Here is a 19,569-nt window from a genome sequence, read left to right as displayed (position 1 = left end):
GCTTTTGCGTTGAGGGCGTCGGACGGCGGCGCCGGGAAATGTCGGGAATGGGGGAGCGTCGGCGACCAAAATGGAGGCATCGGGTGGCTTGCGCGGCGCCCGAAAGCTTGCGTATTCCAGCAATTTATGGTCTGCCGTCCGGCAAGCGCGGTAATTTTTGCATCCGCGGTGGGACTTTGAGGGGCGCATGCAGACGGGACGGCGCTGGCTGACAATAGCCCTGATGGCGGGCGGTCTTGGGGGCTGCGTTTCGGCGCCGACCGAATATCCGTCCGGGCCGGGCCTTCCCGTTCCCGAGCAATGGTCGGTCGAATCGGGAAGCCGCCCGGCCGCCACTGCGTCCTATTGGACGCGGCTGAACGATCCGCTGGTCGATTCCTATGTCGCGCGCGCACTGGAGAATAATCGCGATATTGCCCAGTCGGCGGCGCGCCTGGTGCAGGCGCGTGCGGGTGTGCGCGCAGCGCGCGCGGGCTATTTCCCGCAGGTCACGGCCTCCGGAGGCGTGCAGCGCGATGTCGGCGATCTGGCCGACGAGCGGCTGCAATATTCGCTCGGCGCCGACGCGCAGTGGGAGATCGATCTTTTCGGACGCATCGGCGGCAATGTCGCCGCATCGCGGGCCGATCTTGCCGCCGCAGGCTATGGCCTTGCCGACCTGCAGCGCCTGATCGTGGGACAGGTGGCGCAGACCACCGTTTCGGCGCGAACGCTCGCGGTACAACTCGCGATCGCGCGCGAAACGCTGACCATTCAGGACGATAATCTCCAGATCGCGCGCTGGCGACGCGAGGCCGGCCTCGTATCGAGCCTCGATGTCGAGCAGGCCGCCGCGCAGCGGGCCCAGACTGCGGCGAGCATTCCGGCGCTTGAACGCGATCTCGCGCAGGCGGCGAACAGCATTTCGACCCTGATCGGCGAAGCACCCGGCCCGGTGCGGACGGCGATCGAGGGCGAAGCAAAAGCAATTCCGGCTCCGCCGGACGCGGTGGGGTTCGATGCGCCGGCCGCCGTGCTGCGCAGCCGCCCCGACGTCCGCCAGGCGGAAGCGACGCTGCTCGCCGACACGGCGCGCATCGGCGTTGCACGCGCGCAGATGCTGCCGCTGGTCAACCTTACCGGCAACCTCGGCACCGCCTCGTTCGGGATCGGCAATCTGTTCGATGTGATAACCGGGCGGCTCTTTGCGGGGATCAGCCAGCTGATCTTTGACGGCGGCCGCGCGCGCGCGGGTGTCGACGCCGCCAATGCAGCCGCGCAGGCTTCGCTTGCGGCATGGCAAAAGGCGATCCTTGGCGCGCTGGAAGATGTCGAGAGCGCCGCCGCCGCCCAGCGCGCGGCGGGCGAGCGCGTTGTCCTTTTCGCAGCGGCGCGCGATGCGGCGAGCAATGCCGCGCTGCTGGCGCGCAGCCAGTATCAGGCGGGCCTGATCGACTTTCAGACTTTGCTGACTGCGGAGAACCAGTTGCTCGCGGCCCGCAACGCGCTGGCGGCGAGCGAGGCCGAGCGGGCCAACGCCTTTATCAGCCTCAACCAGGCGCTCGGCGGCGGTTGGGACGGGACCAATCTCGATCCGGATGCCGGCGTTCGGACACAGGGGACTAGCGAATGACCGATACCGGCACTGCGACGCAGGAACTCGAGGATTTTCTTGGCGCGAAGCCGCGCCCCAAGTGGCGGCGCTGGATGAAATACTGGCTGCCGGCGGCGCTGATACTCTTCATATTGCTGGCGATGGCAACCTGTTCGCGCGGGAAAGGCGAGGCCAAATATATCACCGAGCCGGTGACCGAGAAGTCGCTGACGCTCAGCGTCACGGCGACCGGGAATCTGCGGCCGACCAATCAGGTCGAGGTCGGGTCCGAAGTGTCGGGCAAGATCGATCACATTTATGTCGATGTGAACGACCGCGTCTCCAAGGGGCAGGTCCTCGCCCAGATCAACACCGACGTGATCGAGGACCAGATCACCCAGGCCGAGGCCAATCTCAACGCGGCGCGCGCGCAGGTGGCGCAGGCGCAGGCGACGCTTGACGTCGACAAGGCGCAGCTCGCGCGGCTGGAAAATGTGTTCAAGATCTCGGGCGGCAAGGTTCCCTCAGGGGTCGAACTCGATCAGGGTCGCGCGGCAGTGAAGCGCGATACCGCCGTCGTTGCCGCGGCGCAGGCGAATGTCCGCGCTGTCGAGGCGCAATTGTCGTCGGCGGTGACCAACCGCAACCGCGCGGAGATCCGTTCGCCCGTTTCGGGTGTCGTGCTCGCGCGCCAGGTCGAGCCCGGGCAGACTGTCGCGGCAAGTTTCAACACCCCGACCCTGTTCATCATCGCCGAAGATCTGTCGGCGATGCAGCTTCGCGTCGAGATCGATGAAGCCGACGTCGGACAGGTCCAGACCGGACAGAAGGCCGACTTCACGGTCGATGCCTATCCCGGTCGTCGCTTTCCCGCGGTCGTCGAGCGCGTCGATCAGGCGTCGAGCAACACGGCTTCGCAGGCGAGCCAGCAGACGGCCACCGCAACCGCCAATGCGGTCGTCAGCTATGAGGCGAGGCTGGCGGTCGCCAACGGCGACGGGCTGCTGCGTCCGGGGATGACCGCGACGGCGACCATTGCGACGGGCAGCACCGGCAAACAATTGCTGGTTCCGAACGGGGCCCTGCGCTTTCAGCCCGATGCGAAGGAAAAGGAAAAGGGCGGCGTGCTCAATCCCGAAATCGGGCTGGAAAAGAATGAACAGCGCGCGACGATCGGCGTGGGCAGCCAGCAGCGCGTCTGGGTGCTTCAGGCCGACGGGACGCTGAAGCCCGTCGACGTTGTGACGGGGCAGAGCGACGGCCGCCTGACCGCCGTGACGGCCAAGGGGCTTCGGCCCGGCATGAAGGTGGTGACGGGCAAGGGGGCGACGGGCCAGTGACGCCCCCCGAGATCCCGCTGATCGAACTCGAAGGGATAACGAAGACCTTCGGCCGGGGCGAGGCGGCCTTTCAGGCGCTCAAGGGCGTCGACATGCGGATCGAGCGCGGCGATTTCGTCGCGGTGATGGGGCCGTCGGGCTCGGGCAAATCGACGACGATGAACATCCTCGGCTGCCTGGATGTCCCGACGAGCGGCGTGTTCCGCTTTCGCGGGGTCGAGGTGCAGGCGCTCGATCGCGATCAGCGCAGCCTGCTGCGGCGGCGTTATCTGGGCTTCGTCTTTCAGGGCTTCAATCTCCTTGCCCGCACCAGCGCGGTCGAAAATGTCGAACTGCCGCTGCTCTATCGCGGCGAAAAGAAGAGCGAGCGCCACGCCGCAGCCATGCGCGCGCTCGATCAGGTGGGTCTTGCGCCCTGGGCGGATCACACGCCGGCCGAATTGTCGGGCGGCCAGCAGCAGCGGGTGGCGATCGCCCGGGCGCTCGTCACCCAGCCCGACGTGCTGCTCGCCGACGAGCCTACGGGCAATCTCGATACCGAACGCTCGATCGAGATCATGCAGTTGCTCACGCGCCTGAACGGCGAAGGCATCACCATCCTGATGGTCACGCATGAGGAGGAAATGGCAGCCTTTGCCAACACCATCGTGCGCTTTCGCGACGGGCTGGTCGAACGGGTCGAACGCGGCAGGCGCACCCGCAGCGAGGAACCCGCCTGATGTTCGGCGCAACGCTCCTGCTCGCCTTTCGCGAGATACGGCGCCATCTGCTGCGTTCGTTCCTGACGACGCTCGGCATCATCATCGGCGTCGCGGCGGTGATCACGATGGTGACGCTCGGAAATGGCGTCACGGCATCGATCAAGGACCAGATATCCTCGCTGGGGTCTAACGTGCTGATCGTCTTTCCCGTGCAGGGCGATCGCGGCAGGCCGCGGCCGTTCAAGCAAGCCGATGTTGATGCAGTGAGCAGGCAGATCGCCGGCGTCGTCGATGTGTCGGGCAGCGTGTCGTCCAGCGTCACGGCCTTTCATAACGGGCAGAGCTGGCGCACGACCGTGCAGGGCGTCGGCAATGACTTCCTGCGCGCCCGGTCGATTGAGATCGAAAGCGGCCGCGCGTTCACGAACGAGGAGGAAAGCGCGGGCAAGAATATGTGCCTGATCGGGCCCAAGGTCCAAAAGGCGATATTCGTCGCCGGGAGCAGTCCGCTCGGCGAAAATATCCGGTTGAACAACGTGTCCTGCACCGTGATCGGCGTTCTCAAGGAACGCGGCGAGGGCGGCGGTCCCGATCAGGACAGCGACAATGTCGTGATGGTCCCGCTGAAAATGGCGCAGCGCCGCTTCACCGGCAGCGACGATATCCAATATTTCGTGATCAAATATGACAGCGCCTACGCCAGCACCGCCATTCAGGATTCGCTCGTCGGCCTGCTGCGCGAGCGGCGCCTGTTGCAGGGCGCGGCCACCAACGACTTCAACATCGTCGATACCGCGCAGGTCAATCAGGCGCTCGGTGCGGCAACCGGCGCGTTGACCGCGATGGTTGCGGTGATCGCGGGGATCAGCCTGCTTGTCGGCGGGATCGGGATCATGAATATCATGCTTGTCTCGGTCACCGAACGGACGCGCGAGATCGGCATCCGTCTCGCCATCGGGGCGCTGGCGCGCGAGGTGCAGCTCCAGTTTCTGACCGAGGCCGTCGTGCTGTGCTGTTTCGGCGGTGCGGTCGGCATCGCCTTCGCTTTCATCCTGTCCTGGGGGATGGCGAGCGTGATCGACGTGCCCTTCATCTTCAATCCGGTCGTCAATGTGATGAGCTTCCTATTCTCCGCCTTGATGGGGATAACATTCGGCTATTATCCGGCGCGCCGGGCGTCGAAGCTCGATCCGATCGACGCGCTGCGGCACGAATAAGCGGCACGCGCGGTCGCGGCGCCGCTGGCGTCGTCAGCTCAGCCGGCTGTGCCGCTTCTTGCTGTCACTCTCGATCGCGAGGATGATGCCGATGCAGGTCATGATCGTCAGCATCGACGATCCGCCATAGGAGAAGAGCGGCAACGGGATACCGACGACCGGCGCCAGCCCCATCACCATTCCCAGATTGATCGCGATGTAGAAAAAGATCGTCATGGTGAGGCCGGTCGCGGTCAATTGGCCGAAGCGCGTCCGCGCGTCGAGCGCGACGCGCGTGGACCAGCGCAGCAGGAAGAAGAAGCCGAGGAGCAGCAACAGCCCGCCGACCAGCCCCCATTCCTCCGACATGGTGGCGAAGATGAAGTCGGTATGCCCTTCGGGCAAATAATCGAGGTGGCTTTGCGACCCGTTGAGGAAGCCCTTGCCGAACAGTCCGCCCGATCCGATCGCAATCTTCGACTGGCTGATGTGATAGCCGGCGCCCAGCGGATCGCTTTCGGGGTCGAGGAAGATCAGCACGCGCTTCTGCTGATAGTCGTGCAGCATCGAAAAGAGGATCGGCAACGCGGCCAGTCCCGCGAGCGCGGCGCTGCCGAACCACCACAGCGGAAGGCCCGAGACGAACATCACGATCGCCGCGCTGGCGCAGATCGCCAGCGCCGTGCCGAGGTCGGGCTGGAGCATCACGAGCGCGGCGGGGATGCCGATCATCACCAGCGCGGGCCACAAGGCGTTGAAGGTGCGCGTGCTGCCCGGCGGCAATTGGGCGTAGAAGCGCGCGAGAGCGAGGACGATCGCGACCTTCATCAGTTCCGACGGCTGGAGGTTCATGAATCCGAGATTGAGCCATCGCTGACTGCCGCCGCCGACAAAACCCAGCGCTTCGACCGCAAGCAGAAGCAGCGCGACGCCCAGATAGCCAAGGTAAGAGAAATCTTCGAAAATGCGGATCGGCATGCGCCCGATCGCGAGCGCGACGAGCAGGAAGACGATGAAGCGCACCCCCTGTTGGAGCGCCCAGGGCGTCACGCTGCCGCCGGCGGCCGAATAGAGGACGAGCAGGCCGAAGCCGGTGATCGCCGACAGGAGTGCGATCAGCTTCCAGGGGATGCGCTGGACGGCGGGCGGAACCGGGATCATTGCGCGAGCCCCGGATCGGGGCGCGCGATACCCGCCTTCCACGCAGCATAGTCGCGGTCCATCCGCTCCTTGATCGTGCCGCCCCAGCCGGCCTCAAAGGCGGTCAGTGCCTCCATCGCCTTTTCACGGTCGTAGAGGAAGGTGAAGATGTCCTTGGCAACGGGCGCCGCCGCGCGGCTGCCGCCCATGCCATGTTCGATGATGACCGACGCGGCATAGCGCGGATTTTCGACCGGCGCGAAGCAAATGAACAGGCCGTGATCGCGAAATTTCCACGTGCCGCCCTTGCCGTTGCCGGTGTTGAGGCCGCGAACCTGGGCCGTGCCGGTCTTGCCCGCCATCTGGATGCCGTCGAGCGGCAGGCGGCTGCGCCCCGCGGTTCCGCCGGGGGCGTTGACGACGCGGTTCATCCCCTCGCGCGCGGTCGCAAAGGCTTCGGCTGAGAAGGGCAAAGGCTCGTTCGAGAATTGCCGGCTGACGAGGCGGGGGTAGAGTTTGCGGCCCGAGGCGATACGCGACGCCATGACGGCGAGCTGGAGCGGGTTCACGCTGACATAGCCCTGGCCGATCACCGCATTCAGCGAATCGGACGCCGACCAGGGTTGGCCGTATTTTTTCATCTTCCACGCGCTGTCGGGAATCGTGCCGTATCGCTGGTTGCTTCCGGCAAGTTGGAATTCCTCGCCCAGCCCCATCATCTTCGCGGTCGGCGCGATGGCGTCATAGCCCAGCCGGTCGGCGACCCAATAGAAATAGCTGTTACAGCTTTTCATGATCGCGGTCGGCATGTCGACGCTGCCGTGGGTGCCGAGACAGCGGAAGAAACGGTTGCCGAGGCGATAGCCGCCGATGCAGGTGTGGCGTTCGCTCGGGTCCATGCCATGTTCGATCGCGGCGATCGCGGCCATCGGCTTCAGCGTCGATCCCGGGGGGTAGAGGCCGCGGGTCGCCTTGTTGATCAGCGGCTGGTGATCGTCGGCGCGCAGCCAGCCATATTCGGCATTGCTGATCCCGTCCGAAAAGCTGTTCGGATCGAAAGACGGCATCGAAACGAAGGCGAGGATGTCGCCATTGAGGCAGTCGATGACGACCGCCGCCCCTGATTCGGGGCCCATGCGGCGCGCGGCATATTCCTGCAGATCGGCGTCGATGGTCAGGTGGACGGTCTTGCCTTGCGTGTCGGGCTGGGTGCTGAGATCGCGCACGACCTTGCCCCGCGCGGTGACTTCGACGCGCTTGGCGCCGGCCTTGCCGCGCAGCAATTCCTCGAAATATTTCTCCAGCCCGTCCTTGCCGGTCTTGAAGCCGGGGGTGATGAAGAGCGGATCCTTGACCTTTTCATATTCCTCGGCGGTCGGGGCGCCGACATAGCCGATCAGGTGGCCGACCGCGGCGCCGGTGGGATAGTTGCGGGCAAAACCGCGCGTCGGGGCAATGCCGGGGAGGTCGGGGAGGCGGACGAGGATCGATGCATATTGCTGCTCGGTCACGTCCTCCGCAACCGCAACCGGCTGGAATCCCGATGCCGCCTTGAGGTCGCGTTCGATGCGCGCCATTGCGTCGCCGTCGAGCTGCAACAACGTGCGGAGCTGGCCCAGCACCAGTTCCTTGCTGTGCATGCGATCGGGAATGATGTCGATGCGGAGCGAGACGCGGTTGTTGGCAAGCGCCTTGCCGTGGCGGTCGACGATCCAGCCGCGACGCGGCGGGATGAGCGTCAGATTGACGCGGTTGCTTTCGGATTCAAGGACATAGCGATCATTGTCGATGATCGAGATATAGCCCATCCGCGCCGCGAGCGCGGCGCCCACGGCGATTTGTCCGCCGCCGACGACAAGGGTGCGGCGCGTGAAGGTGAGGCCCCTCCAGGCTTCGGTAATGGGCGGACTTTTCTTGCGGGACATGAAAGCGGAAATTCGTTGGCAATCTGGGGCGAAGGCTAAGGCGGGGGCGGGAGGCGGGCGATTATCGGCGCTTGAGACGGAAATTGTCAAACTTGCCGGTCAGGCGGAGGAACAGCGGCATCAGCAGCACCGAAATGATGATCTGCGGCAGCACGAGGCCGAGCATATGCCCGGCGGGAGCGTGTGGAAAGGTGATAAGCACCGCAAGCGCCTGAACAGCGGCGACGAGCAGCGCGCCGATCGCCCAGTCGTGCAGGAAGCCGCGCCAATAGATGCGCTGCGAGAGATAGGCGATCGCGATGCTCGCGGCGGTCCACAGCGCGATGGCTGTGCCGATCGGCGCGCCGCTGAACAGATCGTCCCACAGGCCGAGCGGCAGACCGATCCACACCGGCCACATTTCGGTACGCAGAAGTTGCCAGCTCAGGAAGAAGAGGAGACCGAGCGGGGGCAGCACGGGCGAACTGGCGACGAGCGGCAGCATCAACGGCAGCGCCGACGCGATCATCACCGTCGCGATCGGCACGACCTGCATCCGCCAGCGCGAGGCTGGCTCGCCGATCCGCTGTCCGTGCCGGTTCATGGCGCGCCGGCCGCCGTGGAGGATTGGGCGGGCACCGCCTGCGCCTCGATATTATCGGGCGTATAGGGCCGCAGCACCGCTACCGCATCGACCTTTGCCGGGTCGGCCAGCGGACGCGCGAGCGCGCCATCGTCCTGGCGCCGCACGACGATGGCGACCGGAATGTTCGGAGGATAAAGGCCGCCGGTTCCCGACGTCACAAGGATGTCGCCGGGTTTGAAGGGATTGTTCGCGATGTTGAGCGTGCGAACGTCGAGATCGCCGTTGCCGCGGCCCGTTGCGAGCGCCGGCAGGCCGTCACGCGCCCGGCGCACCGGCACGACATTTTCGACGTCGGTAAGGAGCAGCACCTGCGACACCGATGGCCCGGCGGTCAGCACGCGGCCGATCAGGCCGTCGGCGCCGCGTACCGGCTGGCCCGCCAAAACACCCCGGTTGCGCCCGAGGCTGAGCAGCGCGATGCGGCGGCTGCTCGTCGAGGTCGAGGTGAGCAGATAGCCATGGGCGAGCGCCGAGCGATCGGTCTGCTGCAGACCGAGCAGCGACTTGAGCTGGCGATTTTCCTCTTCGAGCGCGCTGGTCGCGACGAGACGGCGGCGCGCCTCGGCCAGTTCCTTGCGCAAGCGGCGGTTCTGCGATCCCGCGCCGACGTAGGCCGACACAGTGTCGTCGACGCCCGAGATCGACCCGATCACCGACCGCGTGCCGCGCGCGATCGGCGCGGTTATTTCCTGACTGGCGACGCGCAGGGCGGCAAAGCCGACGGGGTCGGCGACCGAAAGGATCGCCAGAAGCAGCCCCGCAAGCGCGCCCGTTATCGCAATAACATAGGCGGCGAACAGGCTGTACTGGGCCTTTCGGGATTGCCCCGGACGCCGATGTGCCGGGCGAACCATGGACCGTCTGTCCGCGATCAGGCTTGCTGCAGCACGCCGCGGAAGGCGGGATCCTCCATCGCGCGGCCGGTGCCGATCGCGACGCAGGTCAGCGGGTCTTCCGCGACCGTCACCGGCAGGCCGGTTGCGTCGCGCAGCAATTCGTCGAGTTCGCGGATCAAAGCGCCGCCGCCGGTGAGCACGATGCCCTGGTCGACAATGTCGGCTGCGAGTTCGGGGGCGGTGTTTTCGAGCGCGATGCGCACGCCTTCGACGATCGTGCCGATCGGTTCGGACAGTGCTTCGGCGATCTGCGCCTGATTGATCGAAATTTCCTTCGGCACGCCGTTGACGAGGTCGCGGCCCTTGATGTGGATCGTCATGCCGACGCCGTCGGCGGGCACGCGCGCGATGCCGAAATCCTTCTTGATCCGCTCGGCGGTCGATTCGCCGATCAGCAGATTGTGATGGCGGCGAACGTAGGAGACGATCGCTTCGTCCATCTTGTCGCCGCCGGCGCGGACCGAGGTCGTGTAAGCCAGGCCGCGCAGCGAGAGCACCGCGACTTCGGTGGTGCCGCCGCCGATGTCGACGACCATAGAGCCGATCGGTTCGGTAACCGGCATGTCGGCGCCGATTGCGGCCGCCATCGGTTCCTCGATCAGCCACACCTGGCTTGCCCCGGCGTTCGATGCGGCGTCACGGATCGCGCGGCGTTCAACGCTGGTCGAACCCGACGGCACGCAAATCACGATTTCGGGGCTGCGAAACGCGTTGGCCTTGCCGCCGTGCACCTTGGTGATGAAGTGCTTGATCATCTGTTCGGCGACATCGATGTCGGCGATGACCCCGTCACGCAGCGGGCGGATGGCCTCGATGCTGTCGGGCGTCTTGCCCATCATCAGCTTGGCATCGTCGCCGACCGCCTTGACCCGCTTGATCCCGTTCAGCGTCTCGACCGCGACGACCGAGGGCTCATTGAGCACGATGCCCTTGCCGCGCACGTAAACGACCGTGTTCGCGGTGCCGAGGTCGATTGCCATGTCTTGGGAATTGAACTTCAGAAAACGGGAAAAGAAGGACATCGATACTGCTTCCTGTCATCGGCACGTGCCAGCCGGGTCGGTCTGGTCCTGCCGCCATCGAATGTGAACCCGCGCGCCTACCGGCACAGGACCAATCAGGGGGAGATTCCGGCTCTTCCCGGACGGGGTGGCTGGACAAAATGATTAGGGCTGAGCGGATGGGTCGCGATTTGCGTCCGACTGCGCTAGGACAGCCCCCATGTCAATACGCCGCCTGCCGGAAAAGCTAGTAAATCGGATCGCAGCCGGTGAAGTGGTCGAAAGACCCGCCGCAGCGCTCAAGGAGCTCGTCGAAAACGCCCTCGATGCGGGGGCGACTCGCATTGCGGTGCGAATCGCCGAGGGCGGAATTCTGCGGCTGGAAGTCGATGACGACGGGTGCGGGATGACCGCGTCCGACATGGCGCTCGCGCTCGAGCGCCATGCGACCTCGAAATTGCCGACCGATGCGATCGAGGAAGTGACGACAATGGGCTTTCGCGGCGAAGCCTTGCCGTCGATTGCCAGCGTTGCGCGGTTGACGCTTGAAAGCCGCGTTGCGGGCGCGGACGGGTGGCGCCGTGTGATCGATAATGGCAGCCTCATCGCCGAAGGGCCGGCGGCGCTCGCCAAGGGCACGCGGGTGATGGTCGAGGATCTGTTCGCGCGCGTGCCTGCCCGGCGCAAGTTTCTGCGTAGCGCGCGCAGCGAATATGCCGCCTGCCTCGATGTCGTGAAACGTCTGGCTATGGCGCGCGCCGACGTCGGTTTTACCGTCGAGCATGACGGGCGCCGCGTGCTCGACGTCCAGGGCGGCCAGGATCGTCTCAGCCGTGTCGCGGCACTGACCCAGCGCGACCTGGCGGCGAACAGCATCGGAGTCGATGTCGAGCGCGGCGAGGTCCGGCTCGGCGGCGTGATCAGCCTGCCCACCTACAACCGCGGTATCGCCGACCATCAATATCTGTTTGTCAACGGCCGTCCGGTGAAGGACCGGCTGCTCGTCGGGGCATTGCGCGGCGCCTACGCCGATCTGCTCGCGCGTGATCGCCATCCGGTCGTCGCGCTCTTCCTCGATCTGCCGACGAGCGAGGTCGATGTGAACGTCCATCCGGCGAAAACCGAAGTGCGGTTCCGCGATCCGCAGCTTGTGCGCGGGATGATCGTCGGCGGGCTGCGCCGCGCGCTCGACGAACAGGGGTTTCGCAGCGTCCAGCGCCCTGCCGAAGCCGCGCTCGCGGCGTGGCAGCAGGAACCGGCCGCACCGGCGCCGACGACCGGATTTCTGTTCGGCCAGCGCAGCGAGCGCGCGGTGCATCTGTTCGGCGCCGATGCCGCGCCGCCGCCCGCCGACGCGGCACGCGTCTATGACCGGATGATGACCTTTGCGGGCGCCGCCGCGCCGATCGCAGGGCGAGCCGAAGTGGCCGAAGCGCCGCCGCCGGTCGCCGCCGACCATCCGCTAGGCATCGCGCGCGGACAGATCGCCAACACCTATATCGTTGCCGAGGCCGAGGACGGTCTGGTCATCGTCGACCAGCATGCGGCGCACGAGCGGCTGGTGCTCGAACAATTGCGCCGCGGCATGGCGGGGCAGGCGGTGCCGTCGCAGGGCTTGCTGCTGCCCGAGATCGTCGAGATCGACGAGCCGGCGTGCGATCGCCTCGAAGCGGCTGCGGGTCAGCTTTCCGCGCTGGGGGTCGAGATAGAGCGCTTCGGCCCCGCGGCGGTGATGGTGCGCGCGACGCCCGCGATGCTGGGCGCGATTGACTGCCACAAACTCGTCACCGATATCGCCGACGATTTGGCGGGCTATGACGCAGCGCTGGGCCTCTCCGAGCGGCTCGAACTCGTGGCGGCGACGATGGCGTGTCATGGGTCGGTGCGCGCCGGGCGTCCGCTCAATGTCGCCGAAATGAACGCCTTGCTCCGCCAGATGGAAGTGACGCCCCATTCGGGCCAGTGCAACCACGGCCGTCCGACCTGGGTGAAACTGCAGATGGCGGACGTAGAGCGACTTTTTGGCCGTAAATGAACGGGTTAGCGTGTTGCTATTTTAATTGATCATTGTTGATAGCTTGGACGACTATGATTGATGACTGCAAAAGACCGACATTGCGGACTTTGGCTCAATTTGCCAAGATGTCGTTACCGATCATCGTAGCAGGCATTCCCCGACATGTTTAAACCAAACAAGGGAATAGTTTTAGAGGCTCTTAGAGAGCTAAGCGACAAAGGCTTTCAAGAATACTACTGGATGGGGCGAGACCAGAGCGTAGTATGCGTTCCTGAAGAGCTATGCCATTCCATTCGGTTCAGCAGCAACTTGGCGCTGAATTTCAAGTCCGGAAGACCGGTATTCGGTCATTGGGATGCGCGGATCATGGCTCTTGCGGAAAGATTTTGCGACCTCGTCGATGTAACTTCCGGTGATGCCGAGGCCATGCTCGCAGCAGCTGAAATGGAGCAAATCCGGGCCGAAGCACAGTCGATACTGGATGGCATCAAGGCTTAGCCGCCAATGCCGAATGGGACGGTCTCTCGTCCGCTTCCTATCCCCATATCGGGAATTTCTACTCCAGCTTCGGCGGAAAAGCTGGCACCTCTTGTGGGTTGGCTGGGGTGAAGCTGGCGATGGACGATGTGGAGAAGCTGTGCGGGCGCAAATGAGGGCGGCGCGGAGGTCCGGCAGCACGATGGCCCGGAATCACAACGCCCGGGCCTCATGCGAGACCCGGGCGCCTGTGACGAACGTCGCCATCCCCCTTGTGCACAGGCCAGGCGACCGGCCTGCACTCCCTGGAACCGGGCCTTGCGCCGCGTTGAACCAGAAGCCATTGGGCTATGCGCCGCGCCGGGCTTTGTCACCCATTCGTCGACAGGCTGCGGCGCTTTTGCACCGCCCTGTGGCCGTTTGGCAACATATTCTGCGAATCATTCGCAGCGAATTGTGCCCCACGGTGACCATTGCCAGCGGCCCGGACGCCCCCTAAAGCGGCGGCATGACCGCAACGCGCACCGCGCCTGAAGGGGCGTCCGCCCGATGATCCTGCGTCCTTACGAACGCGCCATCTTCAAACGCTATCTGCTTCCGCAACGTGGCGAAGGCTTCATCTTCGTCGCGGCGGCGTTCAGTTTTACCGCGGTGATGCTGGGGGTCGCGGCGCTGGTTATCGTGATGAGCGTGATGAACGGTGTCCGCTCCGACCTGTTCGACAAGATCGTCGGGCTGAACGGCCATGCGGTGGTGCAGGGCTTCGGCGGCCGTCTCGACGACTGGCGCGATCTGCTCAAGGAGGTGAAGGCGACGCCGGGCGTCGTGTCGGCAACCCCGCTGATCGAGCAACCCTTGCTCACCACCTTCAACGGGCGCGTCGAGGGGGTGCTGGTGCGCGGGATGACCGTCGCCGACATTCGCGGCAACGGCGTGCTCAACGGCAAGGTTTTGCAGGGCAACCTTGATTCGCTGAAGCCTGGCACCGACAATGTCGCGATCGGCAGCGAACTGGCGCGTAATCTGGGCGCGACGGTCGGGTCGATGATCACGATCATCAATCCCGCAGGCCGGTCGACGCCGTTCGGAACGGTGCCGCGCGAGATTGCCTATCGCGTGTCGGCGATCTTCGAGATCGGCGTCTATGATTTCGACAAGGCCTATGTCGTGATGCCGATGGAGAATGCGCAGCTGCTGCTGCTCACCGGCGATCAGGTGGGAATGATCGAGATCAAGACGACCGATCCCGACAAGGTGGGCGAGATACTGCAGCCGCTGGCCGAAAAGGTCGCGGCGCAGGCGGTGATTTCGGACTGGCGGTCGATGAATAGCAGTCTGTTTGAGGCGCTGTCGGTCGAGCGCGTCGCGATGTTCGTGATCCTGTCGCTGATCGTGCTCGTTGCCGCTTTCAACATCATCTCTTCGCTCATCATGCTCGTCCGCGCCAAGACGCGCGACATGGCAATCCTGCGCACCATGGGCGCGCCGCGCGATGCGGTGATGCGCATCTTCATGGCGATCGGCCTGTCGATCGGCGTTGCGGGAACCATTGTCGGCATGATCATCGGCTTCAGCCTGCTTTACTTCCGCGCCGGCGTGCTGCGCGGAGCGGAATTCATCACCGGGCAGCCGCTGTGGGATCCGTCGATCCGCTTTCTGACCGAATTGCCGTCGAAGCCCGATCCGTTCGAAATCGTCGGCATTGCGGTGATGGCGATCGTCTTCAGTTTCCTCGCAACGCTCTATCCGGCGCTCAAGGCCGCGAATACCGATCCCGTGCAGGTGCTGCGCTATGAATGATGTCGTCCTCGAGCTTGTCGACCTGAAGCGCAGCTTTACGCAGGGCGACGTTACCATCCATGTGCTGCGCGGTATCGATGCGGCGCTGAAGCGCGGCGAAATCGTCGCGCTGCTCGGCCCGTCGGGATCGGGCAAGTCGACGATGCTGCAGGCGGTCGGCCTGCTTGAAGGCGGTTTCGAGGGCACGATCCGCATCGATGGCGAAGATGTGACGCGCTTCGATCAGGGCGCGCGGACAACGACGCGGCGCGAGAAGATCGGCTTCGTCTATCAATTCCACCATCTGCTCCCCGATTTCAGCGCGGCCGAGAATGTCGTGCTGCCGCAGCTCATTCGCGGCGCGCGCCAGGCCGAAGCCGAAGAGCGCGCTGCCGACCTGCTCGGCCGGCTCGGACTCGCCGAGCGTCTGCACCACAAGCCGAGCAAGCTGTCGGGCGGCGAGCAACAGCGCGTTGCGGTGGCGCGCGCGCTGGCGAACCGGCCGCTGCTCGTGCTCGCCGACGAACCCACGGGCAATCTCGACGAAGCGACGGCGGACCGCGTGTTCGACCAGTTCGTCAAACTCGTCCGCGATCATGGTTCTGCCGCACTGGTTGCGACGCATAACGAACGGCTGGCGGCGCGGATGGATCGCGTGTGGCGCTTGCACGAAGGACAGATCGAGGCGTAGGCAAAGCTGGAAGCGATTGCCGACGCCCAGCCGAAGGGGAGGCGAATATGGGGCTCTACGATTTCTCAGCGAAACTGCCGGGCGGCGGATCGCAAGCGCTGGCCGACTACAAGGGGAAGGTGCTGCTGATCGTCAACACCGCCTCCAAATGCGGCTTTACCCCGCAATATGAAGGGCTGGAGGAGCTCTACCGCGATTACAAGGATCGCGGGTTCGAGGTTCTGGCCTTCCCCTGCAACCAGTTCGGCGCGCAGGAGCCGGGCGATGCCGAGGAAATCAAGAATTTCTGCTCGCTGACTTACGATGTCAGCTTCCCGCTGATGGCGAAGATCGACGTCAACGGCGACGACGCCGATCCGATCTTCAAGCATCTGAAGAAGGAAAAGACCGGCCTGCTCGGCAGCGGGATCAAGTGGAATTTCACCAAATTCCTCGTCGACCGCGACGGCAATGTCGTCTCGCGCCATGCGCCGACAACCAAGCCCGAGCAGCTGCGCAAGGAGATTGAGGAATTGCTGGGTTAGGAACCCCCAAGCCAAAGCCGTTCGACCTGAGCTTGTCGAAGGGTCGTACTTCACTTTGCGGCGGTAAAGAATAGGACGGTGCTTCGACAAGCTCAGAACGAACGGTTCGGGTGCGCGGCCAATGTGCATATTTTGCACACGGACGCTTCCCCGAATCGTCACATGTGCCTAGCGTCATCCGATGGCCTACAGCCCCTTTGTTCCCCTGCGCGTCTTTTCCAGTTTCACCATGCTGGAGGGGGCGATCGAGCCCAAGGCGATCGCGAAAGCGGCGCGCGAGCGGGGCTTTCCGGCGATAGCGGTCGCGGATCGCAACGGGCTGTACGGTGTCATGGCCTTTGGCGACGCGTGCAAGGCGGCGGGTGTCCAGCCGATAGTCGGTGCGCTGCTGAGCGTGGCGCGGCCGGGGCAGCGGCTGGCGAGCGGCGCACCGCTGATCGACTGGATTGCGCTCTATGCGCAGGACGATGCGGGCTACAATAATCTTTGCGCGCTGGTGTCGGCGGCGCACCTCGGCCGACCGGTCGAGCAGGAGCCGCATGTCCTGCTTTCGGACCTTGCCGGCAAGACCGACGGGCTCATCTGCCTGACCGGGGGCGGCGAGGGCGCTCTGGCGCGCTTGCTGGCCGGCGAGCAGAAGACGGCCGCCGACGAGTATGTCGAGCAGCTGGAAGCGCTTTTCGCCGGGCGGTTGTATATCGAACTGTCGCGGCGGGGCGATGCGACTGAAAAGGCCGCCGAGGAGGCGCTGATCGAGCTGGCCTATGCGCGCGCGTTGCCGCTGGTTGCGACCAATCCCGCCAATTTCGTCGATCCGCAATTTCATCCCGCGCATGATGCGATGCTGTGCATTGCGCAGTCGGCCTATGTCGAAAGCGAGGATCGCCGCTCGTCCAACCCCGAAGCCTGGCTGAAATCGGCCGAGGCGATGGAGGACAGTTTCTCCGACCTGCCCGAGGCGATCCGCAACACGCTGGTGATCGCGCAGCGCTGCGCCTTCATGGCGCCCAAGCGCAAACCGATCCTGCCGAGCCTTGCCGGCGACCGCGAGGGCGAGGCGGCGCAGCTCAAGGTCGATGCCCACGCAGGGCTGGCCGAACGGCTTGCGCTCTATCCGGACCTTACCGAGGAAGAAAAGCAGGCCTATGTCGCGCGGCTCGACTTCGAGGTCGACGTCATCACGCAGATGGGCTTTCCGGGCTACTTCCTGATCGTTGCCGACTTCATCAAATGGGCGAAGGCGCACGATATTCCGGTGGGGCCGGGGCGTGGATCGGGTGCGGGCAGCCTCGTCGCCTGGTCGCTGACCATCACCGACCTCGACCCGCTTAAGCTCGGGCTGCTGTTCGAACGCTTCCTCAATCCCGAGCGCGTGTCGATGCCCGACTTCGACATCGACTTCTGCGAAACCCGCCGCGGCGAGGTGATCCGCTATGTGCAGGAGAAATACGGCCGCGACACCGTCGCGCAGATCATTACCTTCGGTAAGCTGAAGGCGCGCGCGGTTCTTAAGGACACCGGCCGCGTGCTCCAGATGAGCTATGGGCAGGTCGACCGGCTCGCGAAGCTGGTACCGAACCATCCGACCGATCCCTGGACGCTCGAACGCGCATTGAACGGCGTCAGCGAGCTGATGACCGAATATAAGCAGGATGACGGCGTCCGCCGCCTGTTCGACATGGCGCGCCAGCTCGAAGGCCTGCCGCGGCACAGTTCGACCCACGCGGCGGGGGTCGTGATCGGGGACCGGCCGCTCGACCAGCTTGTCCCGCTCTATCGCGATCCGCGCTCGGATATGCCGGTCACGCAGTTCGACATGAAATATGTCGAGACGGCGGGGCTGGTGAAGTTCGACTTTCTTGGCCTCAAGACGCTGTCGGTGCTCAAGGAAGCGCGGCGCCTGCTCGCGCTGCGCGGGATCGATGTCGATCTCGATACGCTCGGCTGGGACGATCCCGCGGTCTATGAGTTGCTCCAGCGCGGCGACACCGTCGGGGTGTTCCAGCTGGAATCCGAAGGGATGCGGCGCACGCTGTCGGCGGTGAAGCCGACCAATTTCGGGGACATTATCGCGCTCGTCGCGCTGTATCGGCCAGGGCCGATGGACAATATTCCGCTATTCGGCGCGCGCAAGAACGGGCGCGAGCCGATCGCCTATCCGCACCCGCTGCTCGAAGGCATCCTCGCCGAAACCTACGGCATCTTCGTCTATCAGGAACAGGTGATGCAGGCGGCGCAGATCCTGGCCGGCTACAGCCTCGGCGGCGCGGACCTGTTGCGCCGCGCGATGGGCAAGAAGGTGCAAGCGGAGATGGACGCGCAGCGCGACACCTTCGTCAAAGGTTGCGGCGAGCATAATGGCATCGACGCCAAGGCCGCGAACGAGCTGTTCGACTTGATCGACAAATTCGCGGGCTATGGCTTCAACAAGAGCCATGCGGCGGCCTATGCGCTGCTCTCCTATCAGACGGCGTGGCTGAAGGCGCATTATCCGCACGAATTCTTCGCCGCGTCGATGTCGTTCGACAGCCATCAGACCGACAAATTGTCGATCTTCATCGACGATATGCGCCGCCTCGACATCGCGATCGCGCCGCCGTCGATCAACGACAGCGAGGCCGATTTTTCGGTCGGGCGCAGCGAAGACGGGCTCGCGGTCCGCTACGCGCTCGGCGCGCTCAAAGGTGTCGGCGAAAAGGCGATGGAGGCTCTCGTCGCCGAGCGTCAAGCCAAGGGCGATTTTGCGAGTCTCGACGATTTTGCCGCGCGCATCGACCCCAAGCTGCTCAACCGCCGCCAGATCGAGGCGCTGGCGGGGGGCGGCGCGTTCGACTGCGTCGAACCCGACCGACCGCGCGCCTTTGCTGGAGCCGAGGCGTTGCTGGCCTGCGCCAATAGTTCGGCGCACGAACGCTCGACGGGGCAGGGCGGGTTGTTCGGCGGTGATGTCGCGATCGCGCCGGTGCTCCAGCTGTCCGCTGCCGAACCCTGGACGCTTGCCGAGCGGATGGCGAAGGAAAAGGACGCGTTCGGCTTTTATTTCTCGGCTCACCCGGTCGAACAATATGAGGCGGTGATCGCGGCGCGCGGTGCGCGGACCTACGGCAATATCTGCGAAACGGTCGAAATGACGCCCGGAACCCGCATCCCGATGGTGATGGCGGCGATGGTCGAAAGCGCGCGCCCGCGCGTGTCGCAGCGCGGCAATCGCTTCCTCAACCTGACGCTGTCGGACCGCAGCGGACAATTTCAGTCGAGCTGCTTCGACGAGCAGACGGGCAAGATATTGGAGGCCTTGGCGGTCGACGGCGGCTGCGCGCTGCTCAACGTCGAACTCGATCTGCTCGAGGGCGAGGAAACGCCGCGCGTGACGGTGCGCGGGGCGCAGTCGCTCGCCGACATTGCGGCGAGTGCCGCGCTGCAACTCGATTGCCGCGTCGAACTCGCCGAGGCGCCGGGCGAGATGCTCCGCTATCTCGAACGGCGCGAGGATGCGCGCGGGCGGGTGATCGTATCGACGACCGATCCGCTGACGGGCGAGGACATCCGGATCGAGCTGGGACGCGGCTTCGCGCTCGGCCCAGACACCGTCTCGCGGCTCCAAATGGTTGCAGGCGTAACCGATGTGGCGCTTTCGCTGGTCCCGCCGCGCGATTTTCGCGTCCGCTAGGCTCGCCCCCTCTT

At 64.9% G+C, this 19,569-nt stretch carries 15 protein-coding genes; 10 read left to right on the top strand and 5 right to left on the bottom strand.

Annotated elements, in window-relative coordinates; genetic code table 11:
* Nucleotides 1-223: 223 nt before the first annotated feature.
* Genes ACT17R_RS00725 through ACT17R_RS00710 form a run of 4 tightly spaced genes read left to right on the top strand, consistent with a single transcriptional unit; the run spans nucleotide 224 to nucleotide 4,831 of the window.
* Nucleotides 224-1,612: an efflux transporter outer membrane subunit gene (locus tag ACT17R_RS00725; RefSeq protein WP_444808800.1), complete on the top strand. Its 1,389-nt coding sequence runs from the start codon at nucleotides 224-226 to the stop codon at nucleotides 1,610-1,612.
* Nucleotides 1,609-2,913 carry an efflux RND transporter periplasmic adaptor subunit gene (locus tag ACT17R_RS00720; RefSeq protein WP_186402091.1) on the top strand — a complete coding sequence of 435 codons (1,305 nt, stop codon included), beginning with the start codon at nucleotides 1,609-1,611 and terminating at the stop codon, nucleotides 2,911-2,913. The genes ACT17R_RS00725 and ACT17R_RS00720 overlap by 4 nt, the downstream gene beginning before the upstream one ends.
* The gene (locus tag ACT17R_RS00715; protein ID WP_003043762.1) at nucleotides 2,910-3,632 is read left to right on the top strand and encodes an ABC transporter ATP-binding protein; all 723 of its coding nucleotides are present in this window, start codon (nucleotides 2,910-2,912) and stop codon (nucleotides 3,630-3,632) included. Before ACT17R_RS00720 ends, ACT17R_RS00715 begins: the two co-directional genes overlap by 4 nt.
* On the top strand, nucleotides 3,632-4,831 hold the full coding sequence (locus tag ACT17R_RS00710; protein WP_062902633.1) for an ABC transporter permease: 1,200 nt from the start codon (nucleotides 3,632-3,634) through the stop codon (nucleotides 4,829-4,831). The genes ACT17R_RS00715 and ACT17R_RS00710 overlap by 1 nt, the downstream gene beginning before the upstream one ends.
* Before the next feature lie 33 nt (nucleotides 4,832-4,864).
* Here ACT17R_RS00710 and rodA read toward each other — a convergent pair whose 3' ends face one another.
* From rodA to ACT17R_RS00685, 5 genes are all read right to left on the bottom strand, one after another.
* Nucleotides 4,865-5,971 carry a rod shape-determining protein RodA gene (gene rodA, locus ACT17R_RS00705; RefSeq protein WP_186402090.1) on the bottom strand — a complete coding sequence of 369 codons (1,107 nt, stop codon included), beginning with the start codon at nucleotides 5,969-5,971 and terminating at the stop codon, nucleotides 4,865-4,867.
* Nucleotides 5,968-7,875 carry a penicillin-binding protein 2 gene (gene mrdA / locus ACT17R_RS00700; protein WP_062902631.1) on the bottom strand — a complete coding sequence of 636 codons (1,908 nt, stop codon included), beginning with the start codon at nucleotides 7,873-7,875 and terminating at the stop codon, nucleotides 5,968-5,970. The genes rodA and mrdA overlap by 4 nt, the downstream gene beginning before the upstream one ends.
* Nucleotides 7,876-7,936: 61 nt before the next feature.
* Nucleotides 7,937-8,458, bottom strand: coding sequence for a rod shape-determining protein MreD (mreD, locus tag ACT17R_RS00695; protein ID WP_062902630.1), 522 nt, complete (start codon nucleotides 8,456-8,458; stop codon nucleotides 7,937-7,939).
* On the bottom strand, nucleotides 8,455-9,354 hold the full coding sequence (gene mreC / locus ACT17R_RS00690) for a rod shape-determining protein MreC (RefSeq protein ID WP_062902629.1): 900 nt from the start codon (nucleotides 9,352-9,354) through the stop codon (nucleotides 8,455-8,457). The genes mreD and mreC overlap by 4 nt, the downstream gene beginning before the upstream one ends.
* A gap of 17 nt (nucleotides 9,355-9,371) precedes the next feature.
* Nucleotides 9,372-10,418 carry a rod shape-determining protein gene (locus ACT17R_RS00685; protein WP_003043744.1) on the bottom strand — a complete coding sequence of 349 codons (1,047 nt, stop codon included), beginning with the start codon at nucleotides 10,416-10,418 and terminating at the stop codon, nucleotides 9,372-9,374.
* A gap of 199 nt (nucleotides 10,419-10,617) precedes the next feature.
* On the opposite strand from ACT17R_RS00685, the gene mutL reads away from it, so the two are divergent.
* From mutL to dnaE, 6 genes are all read left to right on the top strand, one after another.
* Nucleotides 10,618-12,432 carry a DNA mismatch repair endonuclease MutL gene (mutL, locus tag ACT17R_RS00680; protein ID WP_186402089.1) on the top strand — a complete coding sequence of 605 codons (1,815 nt, stop codon included), beginning with the start codon at nucleotides 10,618-10,620 and terminating at the stop codon, nucleotides 12,430-12,432.
* A gap of 144 nt (nucleotides 12,433-12,576) precedes the next feature.
* Nucleotides 12,577-12,912 (top strand): hypothetical protein, encoded by a 336-nt coding sequence (locus ACT17R_RS00675; protein ID WP_234178760.1) that lies wholly within the window; start codon nucleotides 12,577-12,579, stop codon nucleotides 12,910-12,912.
* A gap of 528 nt (nucleotides 12,913-13,440) precedes the next feature.
* Nucleotides 13,441-14,691, top strand: a complete 1,251-nt coding sequence (locus tag ACT17R_RS00670; protein WP_062902626.1) for a lipoprotein-releasing ABC transporter permease subunit — start codon at nucleotides 13,441-13,443, stop codon at nucleotides 14,689-14,691.
* Nucleotides 14,684-15,361, top strand: coding sequence for an ABC transporter ATP-binding protein (locus tag ACT17R_RS00665; protein ID WP_444808799.1), 678 nt, complete (start codon nucleotides 14,684-14,686; stop codon nucleotides 15,359-15,361). Before ACT17R_RS00670 ends, ACT17R_RS00665 begins: the two co-directional genes overlap by 8 nt.
* Before the next feature lie 47 nt (nucleotides 15,362-15,408).
* The gene (locus ACT17R_RS00660; protein ID WP_444808798.1) at nucleotides 15,409-15,885 is read left to right on the top strand and encodes a glutathione peroxidase; all 477 of its coding nucleotides are present in this window, start codon (nucleotides 15,409-15,411) and stop codon (nucleotides 15,883-15,885) included.
* Nucleotides 15,886-16,066: 181 nt separating this feature from the next.
* Nucleotides 16,067-19,555 (top strand): DNA polymerase III subunit alpha, encoded by a 3,489-nt coding sequence (gene dnaE / locus ACT17R_RS00655; protein WP_444808797.1) that lies wholly within the window; start codon nucleotides 16,067-16,069, stop codon nucleotides 19,553-19,555.
* The last annotated feature ends 14 nt before the right edge of the window (nucleotides 19,556-19,569 follow it).

Origin of the sequence: Sphingopyxis sp. Q841 (assembly GCF_052384365.1) — a bacterium.
GTDB classification, from domain to species: Bacteria; Pseudomonadota; Alphaproteobacteria; order Sphingomonadales; family Sphingomonadaceae; genus Sphingopyxis; species Sphingopyxis terrae_A.
The sequence above is the reverse complement of the archived record's forward strand: the minus strand, read 5'-3'. Positions and strand labels throughout refer to the sequence as shown.